We start from the raw sequence: 21529 nt of genomic DNA, 5'->3' as shown, positions 1-21529 counted from the left end.
ACATGTGGCGGAAAACGCTTGTGGTGCTCGGTCTGGGAATCGCCTCGCTGCAGGGGGCGGTAGTGCTCGCGCCCGCAGTCTCTCCACTCGCTTCCGCGCATGCGGGCATCCTGCCGAAGGACAGCAACGAGCAGTACGAGTTGTCGTTCTGGGACTCCATCAAGAACAGCAACTACGCGAGCGACTACGAGGCCTATCTGAAGCAGTATCCGAACGGCCGCTTCGCCGCGCTCGCCAAGGCACGGCTCGAGCGCATTCGCGCGACATCGCCATCGCCGCAGTCGGCCACATCGCCACCGCCCTCGCCCCCGCCCGCCGCGAAGGGCGATGCGAAGCCGCCCTCAACCCCCTCAGTCCCCTCAACGCCTCCAACGGCCTCACCGCAGTCCGCGCCCTCCGCACAAAGTTCGCCCTCCTCTTCCTCCTCGCCGCCGAACACCGCCGCGCGCCCGCGCGCGGGTGGCAGCACCGCCTCGGGTGCGATCACGTATCCAGAAGGCAAGCCCACGCCCTCCGCCGCGGCGCCCGCCGCATCCGCATCACCGGCTGCCGCTGCCACGGTGGCGCGCGGCAGCGAGTTGCGCGACTGCCCGGCCTGCCCCGTGCTGATCGCGCTCTCCCCGGGTGGTTTCACGATGGGCAGCAACACGAGCGATCCCGCCGAACGGCCGCCGCATCACGTCAACATCGGCCAGCCTTTCGCCATCGGCAAGTACGAGGTCACCGTCGAACAATGGAACGCGTGTGTCGAGGCCAGCGCCTGCGCGAAGATCGGCACCAACGGAGGCGATGCGAAGCGCGCGCCGGTACGCGATGTCAGCTGGGACGACGCGCAGCAATACCTGGCATGGCTCTCGAAGACCACGGGCAAGACCTATCGCCTGCCGACCGAAGCCGAATGGGAATACGCGGCGCGTGGCGGCACCGGATCGGCCTACTGGTGGGGCGACCAGATGAAGAAGGGCAACGCGAACTGCAAGGACTGCGGCGACCCCTGGAGTCAGGACGCACCGGCCGACGTGGGCTCCTTCGCGGCCAATCCCTATGGGCTGCACGACATGAACGGCAGCGTCTGGGAATGGGTCAGCGACTGCTGGCATAGCTCGTACAAGGGCGCGCCCGCCGATGGCCGCGCGTGGGACGAGAACGGCTGCACGGCGCGCGTGATTCGCGGCGGCTCGTGGCGCGAAGGCGCGCCCTACATGGTCTCTTCGACGCGGTTCAAGTACAGCACCAGCGTGCGCCAATCGCAGAACGGCTTCCGCGTGGCGCGTGACATGAAGTAGTCACGCCGCTTATCGCGCCCGCGTGGAAATCTGCACGATGTCCGCGCCGATGCGATCGTTCCCGTACTTGCTCGCCATCTGCGCGAGCGGTTTCTCGAGCGCGCGCAGATAGTCCTGGCGCGTCTCGAACTCGGGACGACGCTTGTCGAACAACGGCGCGGGCGTGGTGAGCAGTACCACGAGCTCGGTGCCGAACGGCTTCGAGACGATCCAGTCGCCGCCATCGCCGATCGTCGCGTGATAGTTCGCGGGCGCCTGGTTGCCCTGCACGCGATCGCTCGGCACGAGGTGCGCGACCTTGCCATCCAACACGTAGTAATCGACGTACACGTACGTGTCGTGCGCGGGCGTCGCGATCTCCATCACGAGCGGCGCGCCTTCGATCAGCCGCGTGTTGCCGCCGCGCGCCCGCAACGAGACCGCGTTCTGCGGCCGGCCGCCGTGGCTCGCCCCCCAGTAAGGCGCGACGATCTTCACTACATCGCACTTGTCATCGCCAAGCGGCTGCAGATCCAGCTTGACGCTGCCCGCGCCTGGCACGGCGTTGAGCCGCTCGCGCAGCGGCTTCACCGCCACGGACTCCGACACATAGCCGCTCACGTACAGGATGCTGCCCTCGATCCGGCCGGAAAGCAGCGAACACGGCACGGCCGCGAGCACGGGCGTGACGTTCTCCATCGACAGGGGCGCGTTGGACGGCGCCCGCGCCGTCGCGCTGGCGGGTGGCGGCGCCTCGCCATTGGAGGCCGTGGCGCCGCGCGCGGCGGCTGGCGTACCAGCTGCCGGCTCGGCCGCCGGCTTTGGGGCGGTTGGCGTCAGGCTGGAAGGGGCTCCTGACGACTCGGCCACCGTACGGGAAGACTCCGTGCCATCGTGTGGCGACATCCCGGCGCGCCACGCGTAATAACCGAGCCCCGCGGCCAGCAGTGCGCCGACAGCGGCGCCGGCGAGCAGCGGCGCCCGCATGCCCGCGTGCTGTGGCTCCGCGCCGAGCCCTTCGAGAAACCGCGCGACGGTCGGCGTGCGCGTCGCGCGGTCGAGGGAGAGCGCCTGGCGCAGCGCCTTCCATTGCGAACGCGAGAGCACCTTGGGCTGCGCTGGTTTCAGGTTCGCGGCGCGCGCCTGATTGGCCGACAGCCGGTCGTAGGGATGCTTGCCCGTCAGCAGTTCGTACGTCACGCAGGCCAGCGCGTAGATATCGTCGCGCGGATCGGGCTCGCGATGCTCGAACATCTCGGGGCTCGCATACGCGGGCGTCATGCCGCCCAGCGAGCCAGCATCGAAAACGGTCTGGTCCGCATCGTCGAGCGGCTGCCGAAAGCCGCGCGCGATGCCGAAGTCGATCACCTTCACCTCGCCGCGCTCGGTCAGGAAGACGTTGGCCGGCTTGAAGTCGCAATGCACGAAGCCGCGCTCGTGCGCGTAAGCCAGCGCGCGGCCCATGCCGATGATGATCGGCAGCGCCTTGGCGTAGGGCAACCCCGCGAAGTCCGGCGCGCGCAGCACACGGCTCAGCGACTTGCCCGAGAGGTACTCCATCGTCAGGAAGACCGTGGCGCCATCGCGATCGAAGTCGTACACGGTGACGATATTGCGATGCGCGAGCTGCTGGGCCTTGCGCGCCTCCCGCTGCAACGCCATCAGGGACTTGGGATGCGCGCTGAACTGCAGGTTCAGCACCTTGATCGCGATATAGGGCTTGCGGTCCGAGGCCTCGAGCTTGCGGAGGTCGAGCGCCTTGTAGACGGTGCCCATGCCGCCCACGCCCAGGCACTCCTCGAGCACGAAGCGGCCATTGAGCGTGTCGCCCACGCCCTTCACGTGCGCGCCCGAAGGCGGCATCGACGACATCGAAGACATGGACGAGAGCGACGGCGGCGACACCGACGGCGACGAGGGCGCGCTGCGGTCGCCGACACGCGTTTCCTCGGCGACGGGATCGTACTGCGTGGCCACACGCGACTCGATGCGCCGCATGACTTCCGTATAGACGTTCGCGGGCAGCGGCGCGCGCGTATGTTCCTCGCTCAGCACGCGAGCGAGGTGCCCCGGTGTGGTCTCGTCTTCGAGCGCGTGGTCGATCGACGCCAGAAATTCGTCGCGCGTCAGCCCACCGCTCCGGAAGTTGCGTATCAGATCGGTCAGGCTGGGCATCGATGCGTTCCCGACGTGTGGTTATGGCGTCCTCGATGGATACTAGTGCGCACCCTCCGCATTCGCAATCCGCACAGCACCCGCCGCGCAACGCGGGCGTTGGCCAACGCACGACACTGTTGCGGCAACTGTTGTCCGCCGCCCACCATTCCGGCGGCGCAACGCGCCCCAATTTTCCGCGGGCGGTCGCACGAAACCCGCGTTTTTCCCCGTGTTTTCAAGGCATTGCAAATTTCTTCGGGCGATGGCCACCCTGCTGGCACGCTTGCTGCGATATCTGGACCGAGCGCGACACCAACCCGATGCTCAAACCTGAAACCACGTAGCACCCAAATCTCTCAAGGAGAACTGCCATGACCACGCTGACCATCACCGATCTGTCCGTCACCGAAACCCTCGACGCCAAGGGCATGAAAGCCGTTCGCGGCGGCATCGGCCTCGGCTTCGTGCCGTACACCTCGATCTACAGCCCCGTGAAGCTGTCGTTCGACAAGACCACGAAGATCGACCAGTCGAACCAGCAGATGCAGGAAGTGAACAGCATGTTCGCCAACGGCTCCGCGTTCCAGGAGCATCTGCGCAACAACCTCCACACGAACCAGAACGCCAGCAACTACGTCGGCTGAACGCTGCCGCAACGAGGAGACCACCATGTCGACCATCGTCGTCCGCGACCTTGCGCTCAGCAAGGACCTCGACAGCAGCGCGCTTGCCACCGTTCGCGGCGGCAGCTCGTGGCTCGATCGAGTCGGCGTCGGAGCCACTGGCCCGCTCGCCAACGTCAACATCAATATCAACCAGAGCGTGCAGCAACTGCAGCAGATCAACGTTGCGGCGCTCAACAACAACGGCGTGATCGGCAGCAGTCTCGGCCGCGTCAAGATCAACGTCGAACCGTCGCAGTGGGGCGGCAACCTGGCGGCGGTCTGAAAGGCCAGCCGACGGAAGCGGTCGCGCATGGGAGCATGCGCGACCGCTTGCCTATACTGGAGTGGACCCGCGCCTGCCCCGGCGCCGTCGCCACGGCCTGCCCGCCGCGCGCGGCACGGTCCCCATGCTGGAGAACGCCATGGCAGTGATCGTCATCAGGGATTTGTCGGAGAACACGGACCTCGACCGCGAGGCGATGTCCGCCATCATGGGCGGCGCGCGCGCGGCGGGCTCGCCACGCTGGCAGTCTTCCCGTCACGCGCATCTGACGCGACTCATCCAGTACCCGCGCGGCATACCCGGCAAGGGCGTGCCGCCGGAAGCCCCGAATGCGGGGAAGGAACGGGTGTCTTAGAAAAGGGCCACGTAAAAGAAAAGCCCGCCAAGAGATTGGCGGGCTTTGTGGTTGCGGACGGGCCCGGATCGCCTGGGTCACGTCACCGGATAATTCCGGTCATTTCCTGCGCCGCAAAGATCTTCCGGACCACCCGGAACATCGACTTCTCTTGCCGGCGACAAATGACCGCAATCCCGGTACCGAACGGCAAGGGAAGTTGCCGAAGGCAATCGGCGGGACACGTTATCGTCCGCCCCGGGCGGGCACAGTGTGCTCGCGTTTCCCAGTATAGAAAGCCCGGCTTTCCTTTCAAGTCCGCTTCGGACACATCTGCTTACCTTTCGCAGTGCAACATGCATCCGAGTCTTCTGATATACTCCGCGCCGTGAGTTTCGCACTGTGAGTTCCGCACCGCGCCAGCCGAATTTCAAGGCAATGGCGTATCCGCTGCCCTCCCAAGCTCTGCCCCCTGCTTCTGTCCACGCAACATTCGAGACAGGTGCTGGCCAGATCGCACCGCTCACCGCACGTTGCCTCGTCTCCGATCCTGTTCCGAACAGCCCGCATTCTGGAGCTGTTTGCCTGTCAGGGACCCGCCCGGATATTCCGCGCGCCCCTGCCTGCCGCCGTATTCACAGCCCACAGCACACTGCTGAGTCTGTCGAACGGCCTCACCGATTGGCGCCGAAGCCTTTTTAAGACTTTGACCTTGGGTTCGCCCATCGCGCCCACCCCGTGTTCCGAAACGCCGGGGTGAATGCATCACTGAAAACCTACGACATGACCCAGCACGACTTCCGTGCGGAGCAAGCTATTGCTTCCGCCGACACCGCGATTTCGCCGATTTCGCAAGACACCACCGTTGCCGCGCCCGCGGTTATCGCAGAAAGCCCGCTCGACAAGCTCGACGCGATGCTGAACGGCGACGCGCCCGCCGCCGGCGAGCAAGCCGCGCCCCAGGCCGTCGCCAACGGCTTTGCCACGCTCGGCCTCGACGCCGCCATCCTGCGCGCCCTGAGCGACGCCAGCTACAACACGCCGACGCCCGTCCAGGCGCAGGCCATCCCCGCGTTCCTCGCCGGCCGCGACCTGCTGGTCTCGAGCCAGACCGGCTCGGGCAAGACCGCAGCCTTCATGCTGCCCGCCATCCAGCGCATCAGCGAGAAGCCCGCGCCGAACCGTCCCCGTATGGACGAGCCGGCCAAGCGCATCAAGGGCAAGCGCCCCCGTCCGTCGCCCGCGCAGCCGTCGCTGCTGGTGCTGACGCCGACGCGCGAACTCGCGCTGCAGGTGACCGAAGCCGCCGCCAAGTACGGCCGCTACCTCCGCCGCATCGTGTGCGCGAGCATCCTGGGCGGCATGCCCTACCCGAAGCAGCTCGCCATGCTCTCGAAGATGCCTGACATCCTCGTCGCCACGCCGGGCCGCCTGCTGGACCATATCGAAGCCGGCCGCATCGACCTGTCGCAACTCGACATGCTCGTGTTCGACGAAGCCGACCGCATGCTGGACATGGGCTTTGCCGACGACATCGACGCGATCGTCGCCGCAACGCCGGCCTCGCGCCAGACGCTGATGTTCTCGGCCACGCTCGACGCCCGCATCGCCCAACTGGCTTCGCGCCAGCTGCGCGATCCGCAACGCATCGAGATCGCCGCGGTCCGCGCGGACCAGAGCAATATCGAACAGCGCCTGCACTACACCGACGACATGTCGCACAAGGAGCGCCTGCTCGACCATCTGCTGCGCGATGCTTCGCTCAAGCAGGCGATCGTGTTCACGGCGACCAAGCGCGACGCGGACTCGCTGGCCGAGCGCCTGTCGGACACCGGCTTCTCGGCTGGCGCCCTGCACGGCGACATGACCCAGGGCGCGCGTAACCGCACGCTGACGGCACTGCGCCGCGGCAACCTGCGCGTGCTCGTGGCCACCGACGTGGCCGCCCGCGGCATCGACGTGCCCGATATCACCCACGTGGTGAACTTCGACCTGCCCAAGCAGGCCGAGGACTACGTGCACCGCATCGGCCGTACCGGCCGCGCGGGCCGCTCGGGCATCGCGATCAACCTCGTGAACCACGGTGACGTGTTCCAGTGGCGCCGTATCGAACGATTCACCAACAACCGCATCGACGCTTCGGTGATCGAAGGCCTCGAGCCGCGTCGCACGCCCAAGCCCCGTCAGGGCTTCGGCGGCAAGCCGGGCGGCCCGCGTGGCGGCAACGGCGGTGGCTACCGTGGTAATGGCGGCAACGGCGGCGGCTACCGTGGCAACAACGGTGGCGAGCGCGCTTTTGGTGACCGCAACTTCGGCGACCGCAACTTCGGCGACCGCAACGGCAACCGTGACGGCGCCCGCAGCTTCGGCGGCGGCGAGAACCGCGGCTTCGGCGATCGCGGCGAGAGCCGTGGCTTCGGCGACCGCGGCAACGCCGGCGGCTTCGGCGATCGCGGCAACGGTGGCTACCGTGGCCAGGGTCAAGGCCAGGGCCAGCCGCGCACGTTTGGCGACCGCAACTTCGGCGACCGTAACTTCGGCGACCGCAGCTTTGGCAACCGCGATGGCAATCGTGACGGTGGCCGCGGCTTCGGCAACCGCGAAGGCGGCCAGCGCGATGGCAATCGCGGCGGCTTCGGCGGTGGCAACGGCGGTAACGGTGGCGGCTACGGCGGCCAGCGCAACAGCCGCTCGCGTTATGAGCGTTGATCCTGAGCGTTAATCCTTTGGCCCGTGGCTGACACGGGCGATGGATGCAAAACGGGCGCCCGAAACATCGGGCGCCCGTTGTCGTTTTCGGCCCGGGAAATTTATAGCGCGCAGCTGCGGAAGCCCACGAACGACACATCGTCCTCGGGCAGCAGTGCCGTGCGGGCGCGCGTATGGCGCTGGCGCGGCGCGCTGGCGAACGATACGCCGCGCGTGACCTGATGCGTGGCGAAGCGGCTCACGATGTCCGCATCGACGGGGCTCGCCTCGAAGCCCGCATAAGGCTCGTATGGCGTGGCGGTCCACTCGCGCAGCGCGCCCCACTGGAGGCCGCGGTTTTGCGTGGCCGCGAGTTCCCATTCGACTTCCGCCGGCAGGCGGCGCCCCGCCCACACGCACCACGCCTGCGCCTCGTAGAGCGTGACGTGGCGCACGGGCTCGTCGGGATTCAGGGTGCGCAGCGTACCGAAGCGCGACACCATCCACGCACGGGTCTCGGGATGCCGCGACCAGTAGCGCGGGGCGGAGCGTTCCTGCGTCATCAGCCACTGCCGCCCTGCCGCCGACCACCACGCGGGGTGCTCGTAGCCGCGATCCTCGACGAAGTCGAGGAAGTGCGCGTTGGTGACGAGCGCGGCGTCCATCTCGAAGGCGGGGACATATGTCTGTTGCGCCGGCAGCTCGTCCGGCAGCGCGAACCCGTCGGCATCGCTCCATCCCTGGGTGAAGCGGCCGCCCGGAAAATGCAGTGTCCCGGCAAACCCGGACGTCAGCGTCGGCGCGGGCGTGGCGGGACCGACCGGCGCGATGTCGAGGGCCTGCAGCAGCGCGGCGATGGTCTCGCCCTGCGCGTCTTCATGGAACAGCGCGCGGCGAAAGGGATAGAGCGTGTCGTCGTTGTCGTCGGGCAGCAGCGCGATGCGGCGCAGCAGGCCATCGAGCACGTCGGCCGCGTACTGCTTGACGACCGCGACGTCCGGCAGCGCGATTTCCCAGCGCTCGTCGGGACCGATGCGTTCCGGATCGAACCACTCGTCGGCGCCATCGAGCCGCGACGGCTCGCGCGCGACGGGCAGACGCATGCCGCCGTGCTCGAGTTCGTGCACGCCCCGCAGGCACCACCATTCGGCGTGCCACGCGATATGCCCCAGCGTCCATAACGGCGGATTGCAGTCGTACTGCCGATCGACCTGCCAGCCGCGGCGCGTCTGGCCGAACGCGGCCAGCCAGCCTAGCGTGCGGTTGCGCGCCTCGACCAATGCCTGCGCCAATCCCTCGCGCGGCAGCCGGCGGGCATCGGCCCAGGCCGCCTGGCCGCCAGTGAAGTAGAGATCGGGAAGCATGGAGAAGCCGCTCATCGAATCGTCCGTCCGAGAAAGGTGAAAAAGGTTGCCGGGCGCCGGAGGCACACGCACGAAAGCCCGGGCTGCGCGAATTATGACATCGCGCCCCGGGCCCCGCTTTTCAACCCCCGCTTTCTGCCTGCCAGCGCGTCAACCGCGTGCGTGGAACACCGCGAACCAGCCGCGCGGATCGGTCCAGCACACCGGATCGGTAAAGCCCGCAGCCTCCAGCAGCAGCGAAAAATCGTCCGGCCGATACTTGTACGAGTCCTCGGTATGAATGCGCTCTCCTGCCGTGAAGGCCCGCTCGCCGCCCGGCCAGCGCACCTGCACGTCCCGCGTGGCGGCCAGATGCATCTGCACGCGCGAGGCCTCGCGATCGAAACTCGCCTCGTGCCGCCAGTCGGCGACCGCGAAGTCGCTGCCGACGATGCGATTGAGGTTGCGCAGCACGTTGCGGTTGAACGCCGCGGTCACGCCAAGCGCGTCGTCATAGGCGGCCACGAGCGTGTCCGCATCCTTGTGCAGGTCCACGCCGATCAGCACGCCATCGCCACGCTGGGCCACGCCGCGGAGCCGCTGCAGCAGCGCGAGCGCGTCGATCGGCGCGAAATTGCCGATGCTCGAACCCGGATAGAAGAACAGCCGGCGGCCGCGCCTGACGCCTGACGGCAGGTCGAGGGGGCTGCACAGATCGGCGCCAAGCCCCAGCATCGGGATCTGCGGATGCTGCTGCTGGAGCCCTGTCAGCGTGTCGCGCAGGAACTCGACCGAGATGTCGACGGCCACGTACTGCGCGGGCTGCAGGCTGCCGAACAGCCGCGCGGCCTTCTCGCAATTGCCGGCGCCGAGGTCGATCAGCACGCAGCCGCTGCCCGCGCGCGCCGCGATGGCCGGCGCCGCGGCCGCGAAGATCGAGGCTTCTGTGCGGGTCGGGTAATACTCGGGCAGGTCCGTGATCGCCTCGAACAGACGCGATCCCAGGACGTCGTAGAAGAATTTCGGGCTGATGCCCGCGTGCGGCAACTTCAGGCCCGCGATGATCTCGTCGCGCAACGCGCCGTTGTCCTCGCGATACTGCTGGACGAACTGCGGCTGGAGGCCGGCCTTCGCATGGGCGTGGCCATTGCCGAGCGGTACTACGGCACCATGGTGAGAACCGTTGTGCGATTCCTGCGGAGCGTGATGATTGGAGCGAGGCGGGGCGGAGCGGGAAGAGGTCGGGTTCAGCGGTGTCGTTGAGGCCGGCATGACTGTTGTCCTTGTTGTCGATGGGGCACTACATGAATCCCTGGAACAGACCGCGCTGACCGGCAGGCGCGGCGGCGAAGGGGTCCATTTCTGTGTGGTCTGAAACGTACCTGCCGAGGCCAATCTCACAAGCATAGGTGTTGATCCTGATGCGTGCCTTGTTGTTTGCATCGCCTTACAAACTCTATGCGTGCTTTTTTGACCACATCCGGGCAAACGCGACGCAACATTTTCAGAAAAACTTCGCTTATAATCCGCTTCAGCGCGGTCGGTAGAAGTGATCGCGCCCTACCCAAAGGGGAGTAGCTTGGGGGCCGATGCCCTTAGCACAATCGTCATTCCGAGACGCGGTCACCGCTGCCGTCTCCGGTTGTGCTGACACTGACGCGCATTCCGCGGCAGCCGTCGAGCAAGACCTTTGCAACCTGGTTTCATGGTTTGCAAAGGCGCGGCTCCCACACACTCCGTGTGTCCCCCTCCGCAGTTCTCCATGATCCCAGGCGATAAACCAAGCGTTATTCGCACCTGAGGAGTGTCAATTCATGGAGTGGTTCACCGATCTGTTCACGATGCAGTTCCTGACGGCGCTGCTGTCCATCGTCGTCATCGACCTGGTTCTCGCTGGCGACAACGCCATCGTGATCGCGCTGGCGGCGCGTAATCTTCCGCCCCATCTGCAAAAGAAAGCCATTGTCTGGGGCACGATCGGTGCCGTGGTCGTGCGTTCCGCGATGACCATCGGCGTCGTCTGGCTGCTCAAGATCCCCGGCCTGTTGCTGGTCGGCGGTCTGGCGCTGGTCTGGATCGCCTACAAGCTCCTGGCGGCCGAAGACGGCGGCGATGAGCATGGCGCGGGCGCGAGCACGCTGGTCGGCGCGATGAAGACCATCATCATCGCCGACGCGGTGATGGGTGTGGATAACGTGCTGGCCGTGGCCGGCGCCGCACACGGCAGCTTCCTGCTCGTCGTGCTGGGCCTGCTGATCAGCATCCCCATCGTGGTCTGGGGCTCGAGCCTCGTGCTGAAGCTGATGGCGCGCTTCCCGGCCATTATCTACGTGGGTGCTGGCGTGCTGGCCTTCACCGCGGTCAAGATGATCTCGCACGAGCCGCTGATCAAGGCGTTCTTCGAGCAGTACCCGGTGGCGCTGTGGGCCATGTACGTGGTCATCGTCGGCGGGGTGCTCGGTGCCGGTTATCTCGTGCAGAAGCGCCGGGGCGATCGCGCGGAAAGCGGTGAGGCCGTGACCGGACACTGATCGGGATAGAATATCCGCTGTGCGACGGGGGCCGCTGAGGCCCCCGTCTCGTTTACCCCTTTCTCCAGCGCCGATGAAACAATATCTCGACTTCATGCGCCATGTTTACGAGCATGGCACCGAAAAGTCCGACCGCACGGGCACCGGCACCCGCTCGGTCTTCGGCTACCAGATGCGCTTCGATCTGCGCGAGGGCTTCCCGGTGGTGACCACCAAGAAGCTGCACCTGAAGTCGATCATTCACGAACTGCTGTGGTTCCTCCAGGGCGCCACCAACGTGAAGTACCTGCAGGACAACGGCGTCTCGATCTGGGACGAATGGGCCGACCCCAACGGCGAGCTGGGTCCGATCTACGGTTACCAGTGGCGTAGCTGGCCCGCGCCGAACGGCGAGCATATCGACCAGATCGCGCAGGTGATCGAGCAGATTCGCCAGACGCCGGACTCGCGACGGCTGATCGTGTCCGCGTGGAACGTGGGCGAGATTCCGCAGATGAAGCTGCCGCCCTGCCATGCGTTCTTCCAGTTCTACGTGGCCGATGGCCGGCTGTCCTGCCAGCTCTACCAGCGCAGCGCGGACATCTTCCTGGGCGTGCCGTTCAATATCGCGAGCTATGCGCTGCTAACGCATATGGTCGCGCAGCAGACGGGCCTCGATGTCGGCGACTTCGTGTGGACCGGCGGCGACTGCCATCTATACAGCAATCACCTCGAGCAGGTGCGCACGCAGCTGTCGCGCGAGCCGATGCCCCTGCCGCGCCTGAACATCCTGCGCAAGCCGGACAGCATTTTCGACTATCGCTACGAGGACTTCGAGCTCGTCGGCTACGAATCGCATCCCGCGATCAAGGCGCCGGTGGCGGTATGACGATGACGCAACGGACATTGACGCCGGACGTGTTGGCCGGCATGGCGCAGGCATTCCTGCGCGCGCAGGCTGCGCGTGGCACCGTGGACGCGGAGACGGCTTCGCTGCTGCGCGGCATCGATATCGCGGGCGGGTATCGCGTCGGGCGCGCGCTGCATGAGGTACTCGTGTCGCAGGGCATGCGGCCCGTGGGGCGCAAGATCGGCTGCACGAATACCGCCATGTGGGGCAAGCTCGGGATCGATGCGCCGATCGTCGCGCATGTCTATGAACAGACCGTGGTTGGCGGCGCGGGCGACGCGGTTGCTGTGCCGTGGACCACCCTGCATGCGCCGCGGATCGAACTCGAGCTGGCGTTTCGGTTGAAGGCCACGCCCGAGGCGGGCCGTTCGCTGGAAGCGCTGATCGATTGCATCGATTGGGTCGCGCCTGCGATCGAGGTGGTGGATGGGCATGTGGATCCGGCCATCGGTTCGCCGGCGACCATCCTCTGCGACTTTGGCGCCCATGCGTCGCTGTTGCTGGGCGAGCCGGTTGCGGTCGCCGGGCTGTCGCTGACGCCGCAGACCTTTGCCGACATCACGGCCGCGCTGCAGGTCGGCGAGACCACCATGCCGGGCGGCGCGGTGCACGTGATGGGCAATCCGCTGGTGTCCCTGCATACCGCAATCGGGATCGCGGCGTCGTTGTCCGTGCCGATCGAGGCGGGCGAGATCGTGACCACGGGAGCGCTCGTGGGCCCCGTCGCGGTGGAGCGCGGCCAGCAGTGGCGCGGACGGCTGTCGTTTGCCGGGCGTGACGATCTGACGGTGGGGATGGACGCATGACGCTGTTGACGCTGATCGTTGCACGGGCGCGCAATGGGGTCATCGGGCGCGACAACACGCTGCCCTGGCGTTTGCCCGAGGACCTCGCCTACTTCAAGCGCACGACGATGGGGGCGCCCGTGATCATGGGGCGCAAGACCTGGGATTCCATCGGACGGCCGTTGCCCGGGCGCCGGAACATCGTGGTGAGCCGCAATGCTGCACTACGTCTCGACGGGGCCGATGTGGTGGGCTCGCTCGAGGATGCGCAGCGGTTGTGCGTGGGCGTGGAGCAGGTGTTTCTGATTGGCGGCGCGCAGCTGTATGCGGAGGCGCTGCCTAGCGCCGATCGGCTGCTGGTGACCGAGATCGACGCGGATGTGGAGGGCGATGCCTTCTTCCCTGCCGTCGATCCCGCCAAGTGGGTCGAGATCTCACGCGAGACGCACCGCTCGGAGGCAAATGGCTTCGATTATGCGTTCGTGCGGTACGAGCGGCCGCCTTCGGGCGAAGAGTAACGCCAGCCGCCCTCCCCAACGGGGGGCGGGCGCCGCCCGCCTTCCCTCTTAATTCCCGGCGATCGTCATCTGCTCGATCAGGATCGAGCCCGTCTCCTTGGTGCCGCGCACCAAGGCATCCGCCCCAATCCCCACGATCTGCCTGAACATTTCCGGCATGCTGCCCGCAATGGTGATTTCCTCCACCGGATACTGGATCACGCCGTTCTCCACCCAGTAACCCGACGCCCCGCGCGAATAGTCGCCCGTGACGTAGTTCACCCCCTGCCCCATCAGCTCCGTGACCAGCAGCCCCGTGCCCATCTTGCGCAGCATGGCAGCGAAGTCGTCGGTGGCCTTCGTCAGGTTGCTGGTCAGGGTCAGGTTGTGCGAGCCGCCCGCGTTGCCGGTGGTCTTCATGCCCAGCTTGCGCGCCGAGTACGTCGACAGAAAGTACCCCTCCACGACGCCATCGCGCACCACGTCGCGTTCATGGGTGCGGACGCCTTCCTCGTCAAAGGGCGCGCTGCCCATCGCGCCCGGCACGTGCGGCTGTTCGTGGATCTGGATGTGCGGCGCGAACACGGCCTTGCCCAGCGTGTCGTGCAGGAACGTGGACTTGCGGTACAGCGCACCGCCGGACACCGCCTGCACGAAGGCTCCCAGCAGCCCGGCCGCCAGCGGCGCTTCGAACAGGACCGGGCACTTGCGCGTGCTCAGCTTGCGAGCGTTCAGGCGCGCCAGCGCGCGCTCCGCGGCATAGCGGCCGATGTCCTCGGGGGCCGCCAGCGCCTTGGGCGAACGCTTTGACGAATACCAGTCGTCACGCTGCATGCCGCCGCCGGAACCGGCGATCGGCGCGCACGAGATAAAGTGGCGCGAATACGGATAGCCGCCGACAAAGCCGCGCGAGGTCGCCAGCACGAACTGCGAATGCTGCGCGGACACGCTGGCGCCATCGCTGTTGCGGATCTTCGGGGACACGGCAAACGCGGCCGCTTCCGACCGGCGCGCGATGTCGATTGCCGCTTCGGCGGTCACGGTCCACGGATGGAACAGGTCGAGGTCGCGCGGCGAATGCTCGAGCAGTTCTTCCTCGGCCAGCCCGGCGCAGTCGTCCTCGGCGGTAAAGCGCGCGATGTTGTAGGCGGCCTCGGCCGTGGCGCGCAGTGCCGCCGGCGAGAAATCCGAGGTGCTCGCGTTGCCGCGGCGCTGGCCGATCATCACGGTCACGCCGACCACCTTGTCGCGGTTCTGCTCGATGGTCTCGACCTGGCCCTTGCGCACCGTCACCGACAACCCGCTGCCCTCGGAAATCTCCGTCGCGGCGTCGGTGGCCCCCAGCTCGCGCGCGATACGCAGCACGTCGGCCGCCATCTCGCGAAGCTGGTCCTGGCTGTAGGTGAAATGCGCGGTTTGTTGCGAAACGGCAGAGGTGTCCATGTGGGCGGGTATCGGCTAAAGTCCAAACGACAATCATAGCAAGATAAAATGCGCGCCATGACGCGAAATACCCGTAGCCGAACCAATCCCTCAAACAGCCGCTTCGGTGCCTTCAACCCCGAGCCGGATGACGACGACGCGCCCAAGAGCAAGTCGCAGAAAAAACGCGACATGACGGCGCTGCAGGACCTGGGCGCCGAGCTCGAGGCCCTGCCCAAGGACCGCCTGTCGCGCGTGCCGATGCCCGAGGCGCTGGCCGATGCCATCCATGCGGCGCGCAAGATCAACAGCCACGAAGGCAAGCGCCGCCAGATGCAGTTCGTCGGCAAGGTCATGCGCGGCCTCGAAGACGACGAGGTGGATGCCATCCGCGCCGCGCTCGAAGGCTTCAAGGGCACCAGCAAGGCCGAAACCGCCCGCCTGCATCTGATCGAGCGCTGGCGCGAGCTGCTGCTCACGGACGACGAGTCGCTGACCAAATTCCTGGGCGAGCACCCGGGCGTGGACGTGCAGACGCTGCGCAACACGATCCGCAATGCCCGCCGCGAGCAGCAGATGGCCAAGCCGCCGAAGTCGTTCCGCGAGCTGTTCCAGATCATCAAGACCGCGCTGGACGCCAAGGATGCCGCGCAAGATGCGGCGATGGAGGCGGCCGCCGCCCAGCAGCCCGCTCCGGAGTCCGACGCATGACATCGCCCATCGTCTCGCCCATCACCTCACCGATTGCCCGCCGCCACCCCGACGAGCTCGTCGTCGGCCTGGTCTCGATTTCGGACCGCGCCTCGGCCGGCACCTATCGGGACGAAGGCATCCCCGCGCTGCGCGAATGGCTCGGCCGCGCGCTGACGTCCCCGTGGCAGGCCGTGGAAAAGCTGATTCCGGACGAGCAGGCGCTGATCTCGCGCACGCTGATCGAGCTGGTCGATGTGGGCGGCTGCGACCTCGTGCTGACGACCGGCGGCACGGGCCCGTCGCGCCGCGACGTGACGCCCGAGGCCACGCTGGCGGTCGGCACCAAGGAGATGCCGGGCTTTGGCGAGCAGATGCGCGCGGTGAGCCTGCACTTCGTGCCCACGGCGATCCTGTCGCGCCAGGTGGCGGTGATCCGCGAAACCGCGAGCCGCGCGGCGCTGATCGTCAACCTCCCCGGCCAGCCGCGCGCCATCCGGGAAACGCTCGAAGGCCTGCGCGATGCCGATGGCAAACCCATCGTGCAGGGCGTGTTCGCCGCGATTCCCTACTGCATCGACCTGATCGGCGGGCCGTATATGGAATGCGACGAGGCCGTGGTCAAGGCGTTCCGTCCAAAGAACGCCATCCGCCAGAAGTGATTAACGCAGGCCGAGGTAGAGCCCGATGGGCACGAACACCACGGCTCCGATATTGCCGAGCAGTACGATCGAGGCGACCTGATCCGGCTCCTGCCGGAAATGGTCGGCCACGAGGAAGTTGAGCACGGCCGGCGGCAGGGCCGCAAACACGAACAGCAGTCCGCGCTGGAGGTCCGTCATCGGTACCACCGCGACCAGCAGCAGCGCCACCGCGATGCCCGCTAGCGGACATACCGCGGCGCCCCACATCCCCACGCCCCAGTTGCGCAGGTTGACGTCCTTCATGCGCACACCGAGCGCGAACAGCATCAGCGGCACCGTGGCATCGCCAAGAAGCTTGATCGATTCGTAGATCGGCTCCGGCAGCGCAAACCACGGCTTGGCCAGCGACAGCGCGACGCCGCCGACCGTCGCCAGCACCATCGGATTGCGCGCGATCTGCGCGAGCGACGCGTGCCGGTTGACGATCTTCAGGCCGATCGTGAAATGCATGAGGTTGGACATCGCGAACAGCGCCACGGCCGGCGCCAGGCCCGCCGGGCCGAACGCGAAGACCGAGAGCGGCAGGCCCATGTTGCCGCTGTTGTTGAACATCATCGGCGGCACGAACGTCCGCGGGTCCGCGCGGAGCAGCCGCGCGGCCACGTAGGCCAGCACGCCCGAGCCGAGCACTACGGCTACCGCGCAGGCCAGCAGCACAAGCTGGTCCGCGAGCACGAAGTCCTTGCTGATGAACGCGGACACCACGAGCAGCGGCGCGATGACGTCCAGCGTCGCGCGGTTGATGCCCGTCATGTCGGGATGAGCCCGTCGTCCGTAGATCCAGCCGATGAGGATGATCAGGATGACGGGGGTGATGATGGAGACGATGCGGGCGAACATGCGGCCTTATGCAGCCTTACGCGGCAGGACCGGCGGGCGTGGCAGGGGCGGCCGGCGTGGCGTTTGCCTCGGCGGCGGACGAGCGGATGAAATGCGTGCGGTAGTAGCGCAGTTCCTCCACCGACTCCAGGATATCCGCCAGCGCCGTATGCAGCTGACGCTTGACGAAGCCCTTGTGGATTGCCGGCTCCCAGCGCTTGCAGAGCTCCTTCAGCGTGGACACGTCGAGGTTGCGATAGTGGAAGAATGCCTCAAGCCTGGGCATGTAGCGGGCCATGAACCGGCGGTCCTGGCAGATGGAGTTGCCACACATCGGCGACTTGCCGGCCGGCACCCAGCGCTTGAGGAACGCGAGCAGTTCGGTCTCGGCCTGCGCCTCGGTCAGCGTCGAAGCCTTGACCTTGTCGATCAGGCCCGAACGGCCGTGGGTGCCCTTGTTCCAGTTGTCCATGGCATCGAGTACCTTGTCTTCCTGGTGGATCACGAGCACGGGGCCTTCGGCGAGGATGTTCAGTTCGGAATCGGTGACGACCACCGCGACCTCGATGATGCGGTCGCTGTCGGGCTGCAGCCCGGTCATCTCCATATCCAGCCAGATCAGGTTGTTTTCGCTCTTGGCGGACGGGGAGGCGGTGCTGGCTACGTGTGTCATGGGATTGGGGACGGCTTGAAGGGTACGAACAACTTATAATTCTCGCATATCTGCCCAAAATGGCCGGCCGCGCACTTGCGCGACGGGCCGGGCGTCCCGCAAAGGCCTTGCCGATGTCCACGTTCACCCTGATTTTCCTTGCCGCGCTCGTGATCATGGTCGCCACCAAGCTGTGGCTCGCCGCCCGGCAGGTGCGCCATGTCGCGCAGCACCGCCACGCCGTGCCGGCGCGCTTTGCCGACACCATCGCGCTGACCGCACACCAGAAAGCCGCCGACTACACGGTGGCGCGCACGCGGCTGTCGATGCTGGAGGTGCTCACCAGCGCCGCGGTCCTCATCGGCTTCACGATGCTCGGCGGCCTGCAATGGCTCAACGAGTTCTGGCTCGGCACCTTCGGGCCCGGCTACCGCTACGGCGTCGCGCTGATCGCGAGCGTCGCGCTGATCGGCGGCCTCGTCGATCTGCCCTTCTCGCTCTATGGGCAGTTCGGCATCGAGCAGCGCTTCGGCTTCAACAAGATGACGTTCGGGCTCTGGCTCATGGATCTGGTCAAGATGACCGCCGTCGCCTGCGTGCTGGGCGCCCCGCTGCTGCTGGCCGTGCTCTGGCTGATGGACCGCACCGGCGACTACTGGTGGGCCTGGACATGGCTGCTATGGGTTGGCTTCAGCCTGCTGCTGCATGTCATTGCGCCCACGTACATCGCCCCGCTGTTCAACAAATTCGAACCGCTGAACGACGACAGCCTGCGCGCGCGCATCGAGGCGCTGCTGCGCAAATGCGGCTTTGCCAGCAAGGGCGTGTTCGTCATGGACGGCAGCCGCCGCAGTGCCCACGGCAACGCCTATTTCACGGGCTTCGGCGCGGCCAAGCGGATCGTGTTCTTCGACACGCTGCTGGCGCGCCTGGATGGCGAGGAAATCGAGGCCGTGCTCGCGCATGAGCTCGGTCATTTCAAGCGCCGTCATATCGCCAAGATGATGCTTGTCACCTTCGTGCTGTCGCTCGTGTTCCTCGCCGTGCTCGGCTGGATGTCCACGCGCACGTGGTTCTACATGGGCCTCGGCGTGGCGCCGAACTTCGGCACCGACAACCATGCATTGGCGCTCGTGCTGTTCTTCCTCACGCTGCCCGTGTTCACGTTCGTCCTGGGCCCGCTCGCAAGCCAGTCGTCGCGCCGCCACGAGTTCGAGGCCGACGAGTTCGCGGCCAGCCAGACCAACGCGGGTCACCTCGTGTCGGCGCTGGTCAAGCTGTACAAGGACAACGCGTCCACGCTCACGCCCGATCCGCTCTACAGCGCGTTCTACTACTCCCACCCGCCCGCGGCCCAGCGGATCGACCGGCTGCTGGCGCACGCATGACCCGTAGCGCGCGCCATCACAACGCCGGCAAGACTGCCGGCCAGAGCACCGGCAACAACACCGGCAACAGTTCCGAAGCGGCGATCGTCATCGCCGCGCATGGCCGCCACTATGTCGTCGAACTCGACGGCGGGGAGCGGCTGCATGCGTTTCCGCGCGGCAAGAAGAGCGACTGCGCGGTGGGCGACCACGTGCGCATCGAGCGGGCCGCGGCCGACCAGGGCGTGATCGCGGCCGTCGAGCCGCGACGGAACCTGCTGCACCGTTCGGACCAGTTCAAGTCGAAGCTACTCGCCGCCAATATCGATCAGGTCATCATCGTGCTGGCCACGGAGCCGAGCTTCTCCGAAGACCTGCTCGGCCGCGCGCTGGTCTCGGCCGAAGCGCTCGAGATCCGGCCGCTCGTGATCCTCAACAAGACGGATCTGCCGGACCGGCTCGAGGACGCGCGGCGGCGGCTTGCGCTCTATCGCGACCTTGGGTATGAAACGCTCGAACTGTCCGTGCATGCCCAGCCCGAACAGGCGCTGGAACAGCTGCGGCCGCGTACCGCCGGTGTGGCGAGCATCCTCATCGGACAATCGGGCATGGGCAAGTCGTCGCTGCTGAACCTGCTGATTCCGGGCGTGGAAACGCAGACGCGCGAGATCTCCGCCAAGCTGGACTCGGGCAAGCACACGACCACGTTCACGCGGCTCTATCACCTGCCCGGGGCGTGGGCGACGGTCGACGGCCGGCCTGGCTATCTGATCGATTCGCCCGGCTTCCAGGAATTCGGCCTGCATCATCTGAGCGAAGGCATGCTCGAACGCGCGTTTCCGGAATTCCGCCCGCGTCTGACCGAATGCCGGTTCTACAATTGCCACCATATCAACGAGCCCGGCTGCGGCGTGCTGGCGGCGATCGAGGCGGGAGATATCTCGCCGCGGCGGCACGAGCTCTACACGCAGCTGCTCCACGAATCGCGTCAGCAGAAGCCCTGGTAGGGGGAACGTGAGCCAAACGTGAAACTGCTGTTGAGAGCCTCGTCGCTGGTCCATGCCGCGCACTGCCGCAACGTGCTGCGCGCGGCGGGCATGCATGCCGAGCTGCGCAATACGTGGCTGGCCGGCGCGGCGGGCGATATTCCGTTTCAGGAGAGTTCGCCGCAGGTGTGGATCGACGAGGCGGCGAGTGAGAAGGAAGCGTGGGCGGTGCTGAATGCGGCGGCGAATCCGGCGCCGGGACCGCGCTGGCACTGCGTGGCCTGCGACGAATGGCACGAGGCGCAGTTCGCCGCGTGCTGGCGATGCGGCCGGGCCAACGACGCCTGAGCGGCGTTCCGCGTTCCGGGCCCCGGGCCCCGGTGAGTCAGCCTCAGCCCACCCACAACGCCAGCGACAGCATCGCCAGCAGGAGCATCCACAGCACCACGGCGCGCCAGACGAGGCCCACTGCCGATTGCAGCGTGCGCACGCCGGGTTCCAGCCCGAACTCGGGCGGCATCGGATCCGGCCCGGCGTCCTCCATGCCGGGCGCGTAATCGACGCCCGCGAGGCTCGTCCGCAGCATCACGCTCGAATCGTCCTCGGCCAGCGGCGCGCCAAGCCGCACGCCAAGCGCCCCGCCACCGCTCGCGAGCAGGATGCCGTTGACCGCATCGTTCCACTTGCGCGCGTGATTGCGCCACGCATACACGGCGTCTTCGAAATTCCCGACGATCGCAAACCCGATCGCCGTCAGGCGTGACGGCACCCAGTCCAGCACGTAGAACGCCTGCGCGGCGAACCGGCCCAGCGCGGGGCTGCGTTCGTTGGACGGCAGGTTCCACTGGCGTCCCAGATACTCGGCCACGCGATACAGCACCACGCCGCCCGGACCGATCGGCACGAGAAACCAGAAGAACACGCCGAACACATGACGATGCACCGCCACGATGGCGGCCTCGAGCGTATGGCGCACGATCTCGCTCACGGGCATCTCGATGGTCTCGAGCCCCGTCCATTCGGCCAGCAGCGTGCGCGCGGTCAGCACGTCGTCGCGGTTGAGCGCTTCGTGGATATCGGTGAAATAGTGGCTGAACTGCCGGAAGCCGAGCGTGAGGTACAGCAACAGCACGTTCCACGCGAGCGTGAGCGCCACGCTGATCGACGCCAGCAGGTAATGGACGATGACAGCGGCGAGCGTCAGGGGCAGCACGACGGTCAGCCACGCCAGCGCCGCGTCGCGGCGGCGCCCGGTGTCGAACGCGTGCTCGGCCCGTTCGCCCAGCACGCGCACGATGTCATGAATCGGATTGTTGCGGCCCAGGGCCCGGAATTGCTCGGCGATCAGCGCCAGGAGAATGGAAACAAAGGTCATCTCGGTACTGAGTCTCGATACTGAGTGCGGGGCGCGGCACCGAGTGCCGCGCCGGTCGCATGACTGAATGTCCGAGA

Annotated in this window: 21 protein-coding genes; 14 read left to right on the top strand and 7 right to left on the bottom strand. The window is 66.8% G+C overall.

Features of this window, described 5'->3' with window-relative positions; translation table 11 throughout:
• Positions 1 to 2 precede the first annotated feature (2 nt).
• Positions 3 to 1286, top strand: a complete 1284-nt coding sequence (locus KHP16_RS03690) for a formylglycine-generating enzyme family protein (RefSeq protein WP_211959595.1) — start codon at positions 3 to 5, stop codon at positions 1284 to 1286.
• Positions 1287 to 1295: 9 nt separating this feature from the next.
• Here KHP16_RS03690 and KHP16_RS03685 read toward each other — a convergent pair whose 3' ends face one another.
• Positions 1296 to 3440 (bottom strand): serine/threonine protein kinase, encoded by a 2145-nt coding sequence (locus KHP16_RS03685; RefSeq protein ID WP_115953603.1) that lies wholly within the window; start codon positions 3438 to 3440, stop codon positions 1296 to 1298.
• A 353-nt stretch (positions 3441 to 3793) separates the two neighbouring features.
• Here KHP16_RS03685 and KHP16_RS03680 point away from each other — a divergent pair, with 353 nt between their 5' ends.
• From KHP16_RS03680 to KHP16_RS03665, 4 genes are all read left to right on the top strand, one after another.
• A complete protein-coding gene (locus KHP16_RS03680; protein ID WP_109581740.1) occupies positions 3794 to 4066 on the top strand; it encodes a hypothetical protein in 273 nt (90 codons plus the stop codon).
• A 25-nt stretch (positions 4067 to 4091) separates the two neighbouring features.
• The gene (locus tag KHP16_RS03675) at positions 4092 to 4370 is read left to right on the top strand and encodes a hypothetical protein (RefSeq protein WP_211959594.1); all 279 of its coding nucleotides are present in this window, start codon (positions 4092 to 4094) and stop codon (positions 4368 to 4370) included.
• A 139-nt stretch (positions 4371 to 4509) separates the two neighbouring features.
• Positions 4510 to 4725 (top strand): hypothetical protein, encoded by a 216-nt coding sequence (locus KHP16_RS03670; RefSeq protein WP_109582742.1) that lies wholly within the window; start codon positions 4510 to 4512, stop codon positions 4723 to 4725.
• Between the two features lie 762 nt (positions 4726 to 5487).
• Positions 5488 to 7413 (top strand): DEAD/DEAH box helicase, encoded by a 1926-nt coding sequence (locus KHP16_RS03665; protein WP_211959593.1) that lies wholly within the window; start codon positions 5488 to 5490, stop codon positions 7411 to 7413.
• Positions 7414 to 7514: 101 nt separating this feature from the next.
• Here the strand turns inward: KHP16_RS03665 and KHP16_RS03660 are convergent, their stop codons facing one another.
• Both KHP16_RS03660 and egtD read right to left on the bottom strand, forming a co-directional pair.
• On the bottom strand, positions 7515 to 8771 hold the full coding sequence (locus KHP16_RS03660) for an SUMF1/EgtB/PvdO family nonheme iron enzyme (RefSeq protein WP_109581743.1): 1257 nt from the start codon (positions 8769 to 8771) through the stop codon (positions 7515 to 7517).
• A gap of 135 nt (positions 8772 to 8906) precedes the next feature.
• Positions 8907 to 10007, bottom strand: coding sequence for an L-histidine N(alpha)-methyltransferase (gene egtD / locus KHP16_RS03655; RefSeq protein WP_109581744.1), 1101 nt, complete (start codon positions 10005 to 10007; stop codon positions 8907 to 8909).
• Positions 10008 to 10549: 542 nt separating this feature from the next.
• Between egtD and KHP16_RS03650 the strand changes: the two genes are divergently transcribed.
• From KHP16_RS03650 to KHP16_RS03635, 4 genes are all read left to right on the top strand, one after another.
• Positions 10550 to 11266 carry a TerC family protein gene (locus KHP16_RS03650; RefSeq protein WP_109581745.1) on the top strand — a complete coding sequence of 239 codons (717 nt, stop codon included), beginning with the start codon at positions 10550 to 10552 and terminating at the stop codon, positions 11264 to 11266.
• A 73-nt stretch (positions 11267 to 11339) separates the two neighbouring features.
• On the top strand, positions 11340 to 12134 hold the full coding sequence (locus tag KHP16_RS03645; protein WP_109581746.1) for a thymidylate synthase: 795 nt from the start codon (positions 11340 to 11342) through the stop codon (positions 12132 to 12134).
• Positions 12131 to 12961 (top strand): 2-keto-4-pentenoate hydratase, encoded by an 831-nt coding sequence (locus KHP16_RS03640; RefSeq protein WP_211959592.1) that lies wholly within the window; start codon positions 12131 to 12133, stop codon positions 12959 to 12961. The genes KHP16_RS03645 and KHP16_RS03640 overlap by 4 nt, the downstream gene beginning before the upstream one ends.
• The gene (locus tag KHP16_RS03635; RefSeq protein ID WP_109581748.1) at positions 12958 to 13458 is read left to right on the top strand and encodes a dihydrofolate reductase; all 501 of its coding nucleotides are present in this window, start codon (positions 12958 to 12960) and stop codon (positions 13456 to 13458) included. Before KHP16_RS03640 ends, KHP16_RS03635 begins: the two co-directional genes overlap by 4 nt.
• A gap of 48 nt (positions 13459 to 13506) precedes the next feature.
• On the opposite strand, the gene pmbA is transcribed toward KHP16_RS03635, so the two are convergent.
• Entirely contained in the window at positions 13507 to 14880 is a 1374-nt protein-coding gene (gene pmbA / locus KHP16_RS03630; RefSeq protein ID WP_115953608.1) for a metalloprotease PmbA, read from the bottom strand.
• Between the two features lie 57 nt (positions 14881 to 14937).
• Between pmbA and yjgA the strand changes: the two genes are divergently transcribed.
• Together yjgA and mog are read left to right on the top strand one after the other, a co-directional pair.
• Entirely contained in the window at positions 14938 to 15570 is a 633-nt protein-coding gene (yjgA, locus tag KHP16_RS03625; protein WP_415831173.1) for a ribosome biogenesis factor YjgA, read from the top strand.
• The gene (gene mog / locus KHP16_RS03620; RefSeq protein WP_109581751.1) at positions 15567 to 16211 is read left to right on the top strand and encodes a molybdopterin adenylyltransferase; all 645 of its coding nucleotides are present in this window, start codon (positions 15567 to 15569) and stop codon (positions 16209 to 16211) included. The genes yjgA and mog overlap by 4 nt, the downstream gene beginning before the upstream one ends.
• Here the strand turns inward: mog and KHP16_RS03615 are convergent, their stop codons facing one another.
• Both KHP16_RS03615 and orn read right to left on the bottom strand, forming a co-directional pair.
• Complete coding sequence (locus tag KHP16_RS03615; RefSeq protein ID WP_109581752.1) at positions 16212 to 17093, bottom strand: AEC family transporter; 882 nt, start codon at positions 17091 to 17093, stop codon at positions 16212 to 16214.
• A gap of 16 nt (positions 17094 to 17109) precedes the next feature.
• The gene (gene orn, locus KHP16_RS03610) at positions 17110 to 17745 is read right to left on the bottom strand and encodes an oligoribonuclease (RefSeq protein WP_211959590.1); all 636 of its coding nucleotides are present in this window, start codon (positions 17743 to 17745) and stop codon (positions 17110 to 17112) included.
• A 113-nt stretch (positions 17746 to 17858) separates the two neighbouring features.
• Between orn and KHP16_RS03605 the strand changes: the two genes are divergently transcribed.
• From KHP16_RS03605 to KHP16_RS03595, 3 genes are read left to right on the top strand one after another with little or no spacing between them, the layout of a single operon-like run.
• A complete protein-coding gene (locus tag KHP16_RS03605) occupies positions 17859 to 19112 on the top strand; it encodes a M48 family metallopeptidase (RefSeq protein WP_109581754.1) in 1254 nt (417 codons plus the stop codon).
• On the top strand, positions 19109 to 20098 hold the full coding sequence (gene rsgA, locus KHP16_RS03600; RefSeq protein WP_211959589.1) for a ribosome small subunit-dependent GTPase A: 990 nt from the start codon (positions 19109 to 19111) through the stop codon (positions 20096 to 20098). Before KHP16_RS03605 ends, rsgA begins: the two co-directional genes overlap by 4 nt.
• 18 nt (positions 20099 to 20116) lie before the next feature.
• A complete protein-coding gene (locus tag KHP16_RS03595) occupies positions 20117 to 20425 on the top strand; it encodes a putative signal transducing protein (RefSeq protein WP_211959588.1) in 309 nt (102 codons plus the stop codon).
• A 43-nt stretch (positions 20426 to 20468) separates the two neighbouring features.
• Here the strand turns inward: KHP16_RS03595 and KHP16_RS03590 are convergent, their stop codons facing one another.
• On the bottom strand, positions 20469 to 21452 hold the full coding sequence (locus KHP16_RS03590; RefSeq protein ID WP_109581757.1) for a CobD/CbiB family protein: 984 nt from the start codon (positions 21450 to 21452) through the stop codon (positions 20469 to 20471).
• Positions 21453 to 21529 lie beyond the last annotated feature (77 nt).

Source organism: Cupriavidus plantarum (assembly GCF_905397285.1).
GTDB lineage: Bacteria > Pseudomonadota > Gammaproteobacteria > Burkholderiales > Burkholderiaceae > Cupriavidus > Cupriavidus plantarum.
This window is presented reverse-complemented; position numbering and strand designations above follow the sequence as displayed.

Excerpts from the sequence above, each read along its gene's own strand:
- pmbA (WP_115953608.1), bottom strand. The coding sequence starts at position 14,880 with ATGGACACCTCTGCCGTTTCGCAACAAACCGCGCATTTCACCTACAGC.
- KHP16_RS03605 (WP_109581754.1), top strand. The coding sequence starts at position 17,859 with ATGTCCACGTTCACCCTGATTTTCCTTGCCGCGCTCGTGATCATGGTC.
- rsgA (WP_211959589.1), top strand. The coding sequence starts at position 19,109 with ATGACCCGTAGCGCGCGCCATCACAACGCCGGCAAGACTGCCGGCCAG.
- orn (WP_211959590.1), bottom strand. The coding sequence starts at position 17,745 with ATGACACACGTAGCCAGCACCGCCTCCCCGTCCGCCAAGAGCGAAAAC.
- KHP16_RS03660 (WP_109581743.1), bottom strand. The coding sequence starts at position 8,771 with ATGAGCGGCTTCTCCATGCTTCCCGATCTCTACTTCACTGGCGGCCAG.
- KHP16_RS03675 (WP_211959594.1), top strand. The coding sequence starts at position 4,092 with ATGTCGACCATCGTCGTCCGCGACCTTGCGCTCAGCAAGGACCTCGAC.
- mog (WP_109581751.1), top strand. The coding sequence starts at position 15,567 with ATGACATCGCCCATCGTCTCGCCCATCACCTCACCGATTGCCCGCCGC.
- KHP16_RS03645 (WP_109581746.1), top strand. The coding sequence starts at position 11,340 with ATGAAACAATATCTCGACTTCATGCGCCATGTTTACGAGCATGGCACC.
- KHP16_RS03665 (WP_211959593.1), top strand. The coding sequence starts at position 5,488 with ATGACCCAGCACGACTTCCGTGCGGAGCAAGCTATTGCTTCCGCCGAC.
- KHP16_RS03690 (WP_211959595.1), top strand. The coding sequence starts at position 3 with ATGTGGCGGAAAACGCTTGTGGTGCTCGGTCTGGGAATCGCCTCGCTG.
- KHP16_RS03640 (WP_211959592.1), top strand. The coding sequence starts at position 12,131 with ATGACGATGACGCAACGGACATTGACGCCGGACGTGTTGGCCGGCATG.
- yjgA (WP_415831173.1), top strand. The coding sequence starts at position 14,938 with ATGACGCGAAATACCCGTAGCCGAACCAATCCCTCAAACAGCCGCTTC.
- KHP16_RS03685 (WP_115953603.1), bottom strand. The coding sequence starts at position 3,440 with ATGCCCAGCCTGACCGATCTGATACGCAACTTCCGGAGCGGTGGGCTG.
- KHP16_RS03590 (WP_109581757.1), bottom strand. The coding sequence starts at position 21,452 with ATGACCTTTGTTTCCATTCTCCTGGCGCTGATCGCCGAGCAATTCCGG.
- KHP16_RS03635 (WP_109581748.1), top strand. The coding sequence starts at position 12,958 with ATGACGCTGTTGACGCTGATCGTTGCACGGGCGCGCAATGGGGTCATC.
- KHP16_RS03670 (WP_109582742.1), top strand. The coding sequence starts at position 4,510 with ATGGCAGTGATCGTCATCAGGGATTTGTCGGAGAACACGGACCTCGAC.
- egtD (WP_109581744.1), bottom strand. The coding sequence starts at position 10,007 with ATGCCGGCCTCAACGACACCGCTGAACCCGACCTCTTCCCGCTCCGCC.
- KHP16_RS03615 (WP_109581752.1), bottom strand. The coding sequence starts at position 17,093 with ATGTTCGCCCGCATCGTCTCCATCATCACCCCCGTCATCCTGATCATC.
- KHP16_RS03680 (WP_109581740.1), top strand. The coding sequence starts at position 3,794 with ATGACCACGCTGACCATCACCGATCTGTCCGTCACCGAAACCCTCGAC.
- KHP16_RS03650 (WP_109581745.1), top strand. The coding sequence starts at position 10,550 with ATGGAGTGGTTCACCGATCTGTTCACGATGCAGTTCCTGACGGCGCTG.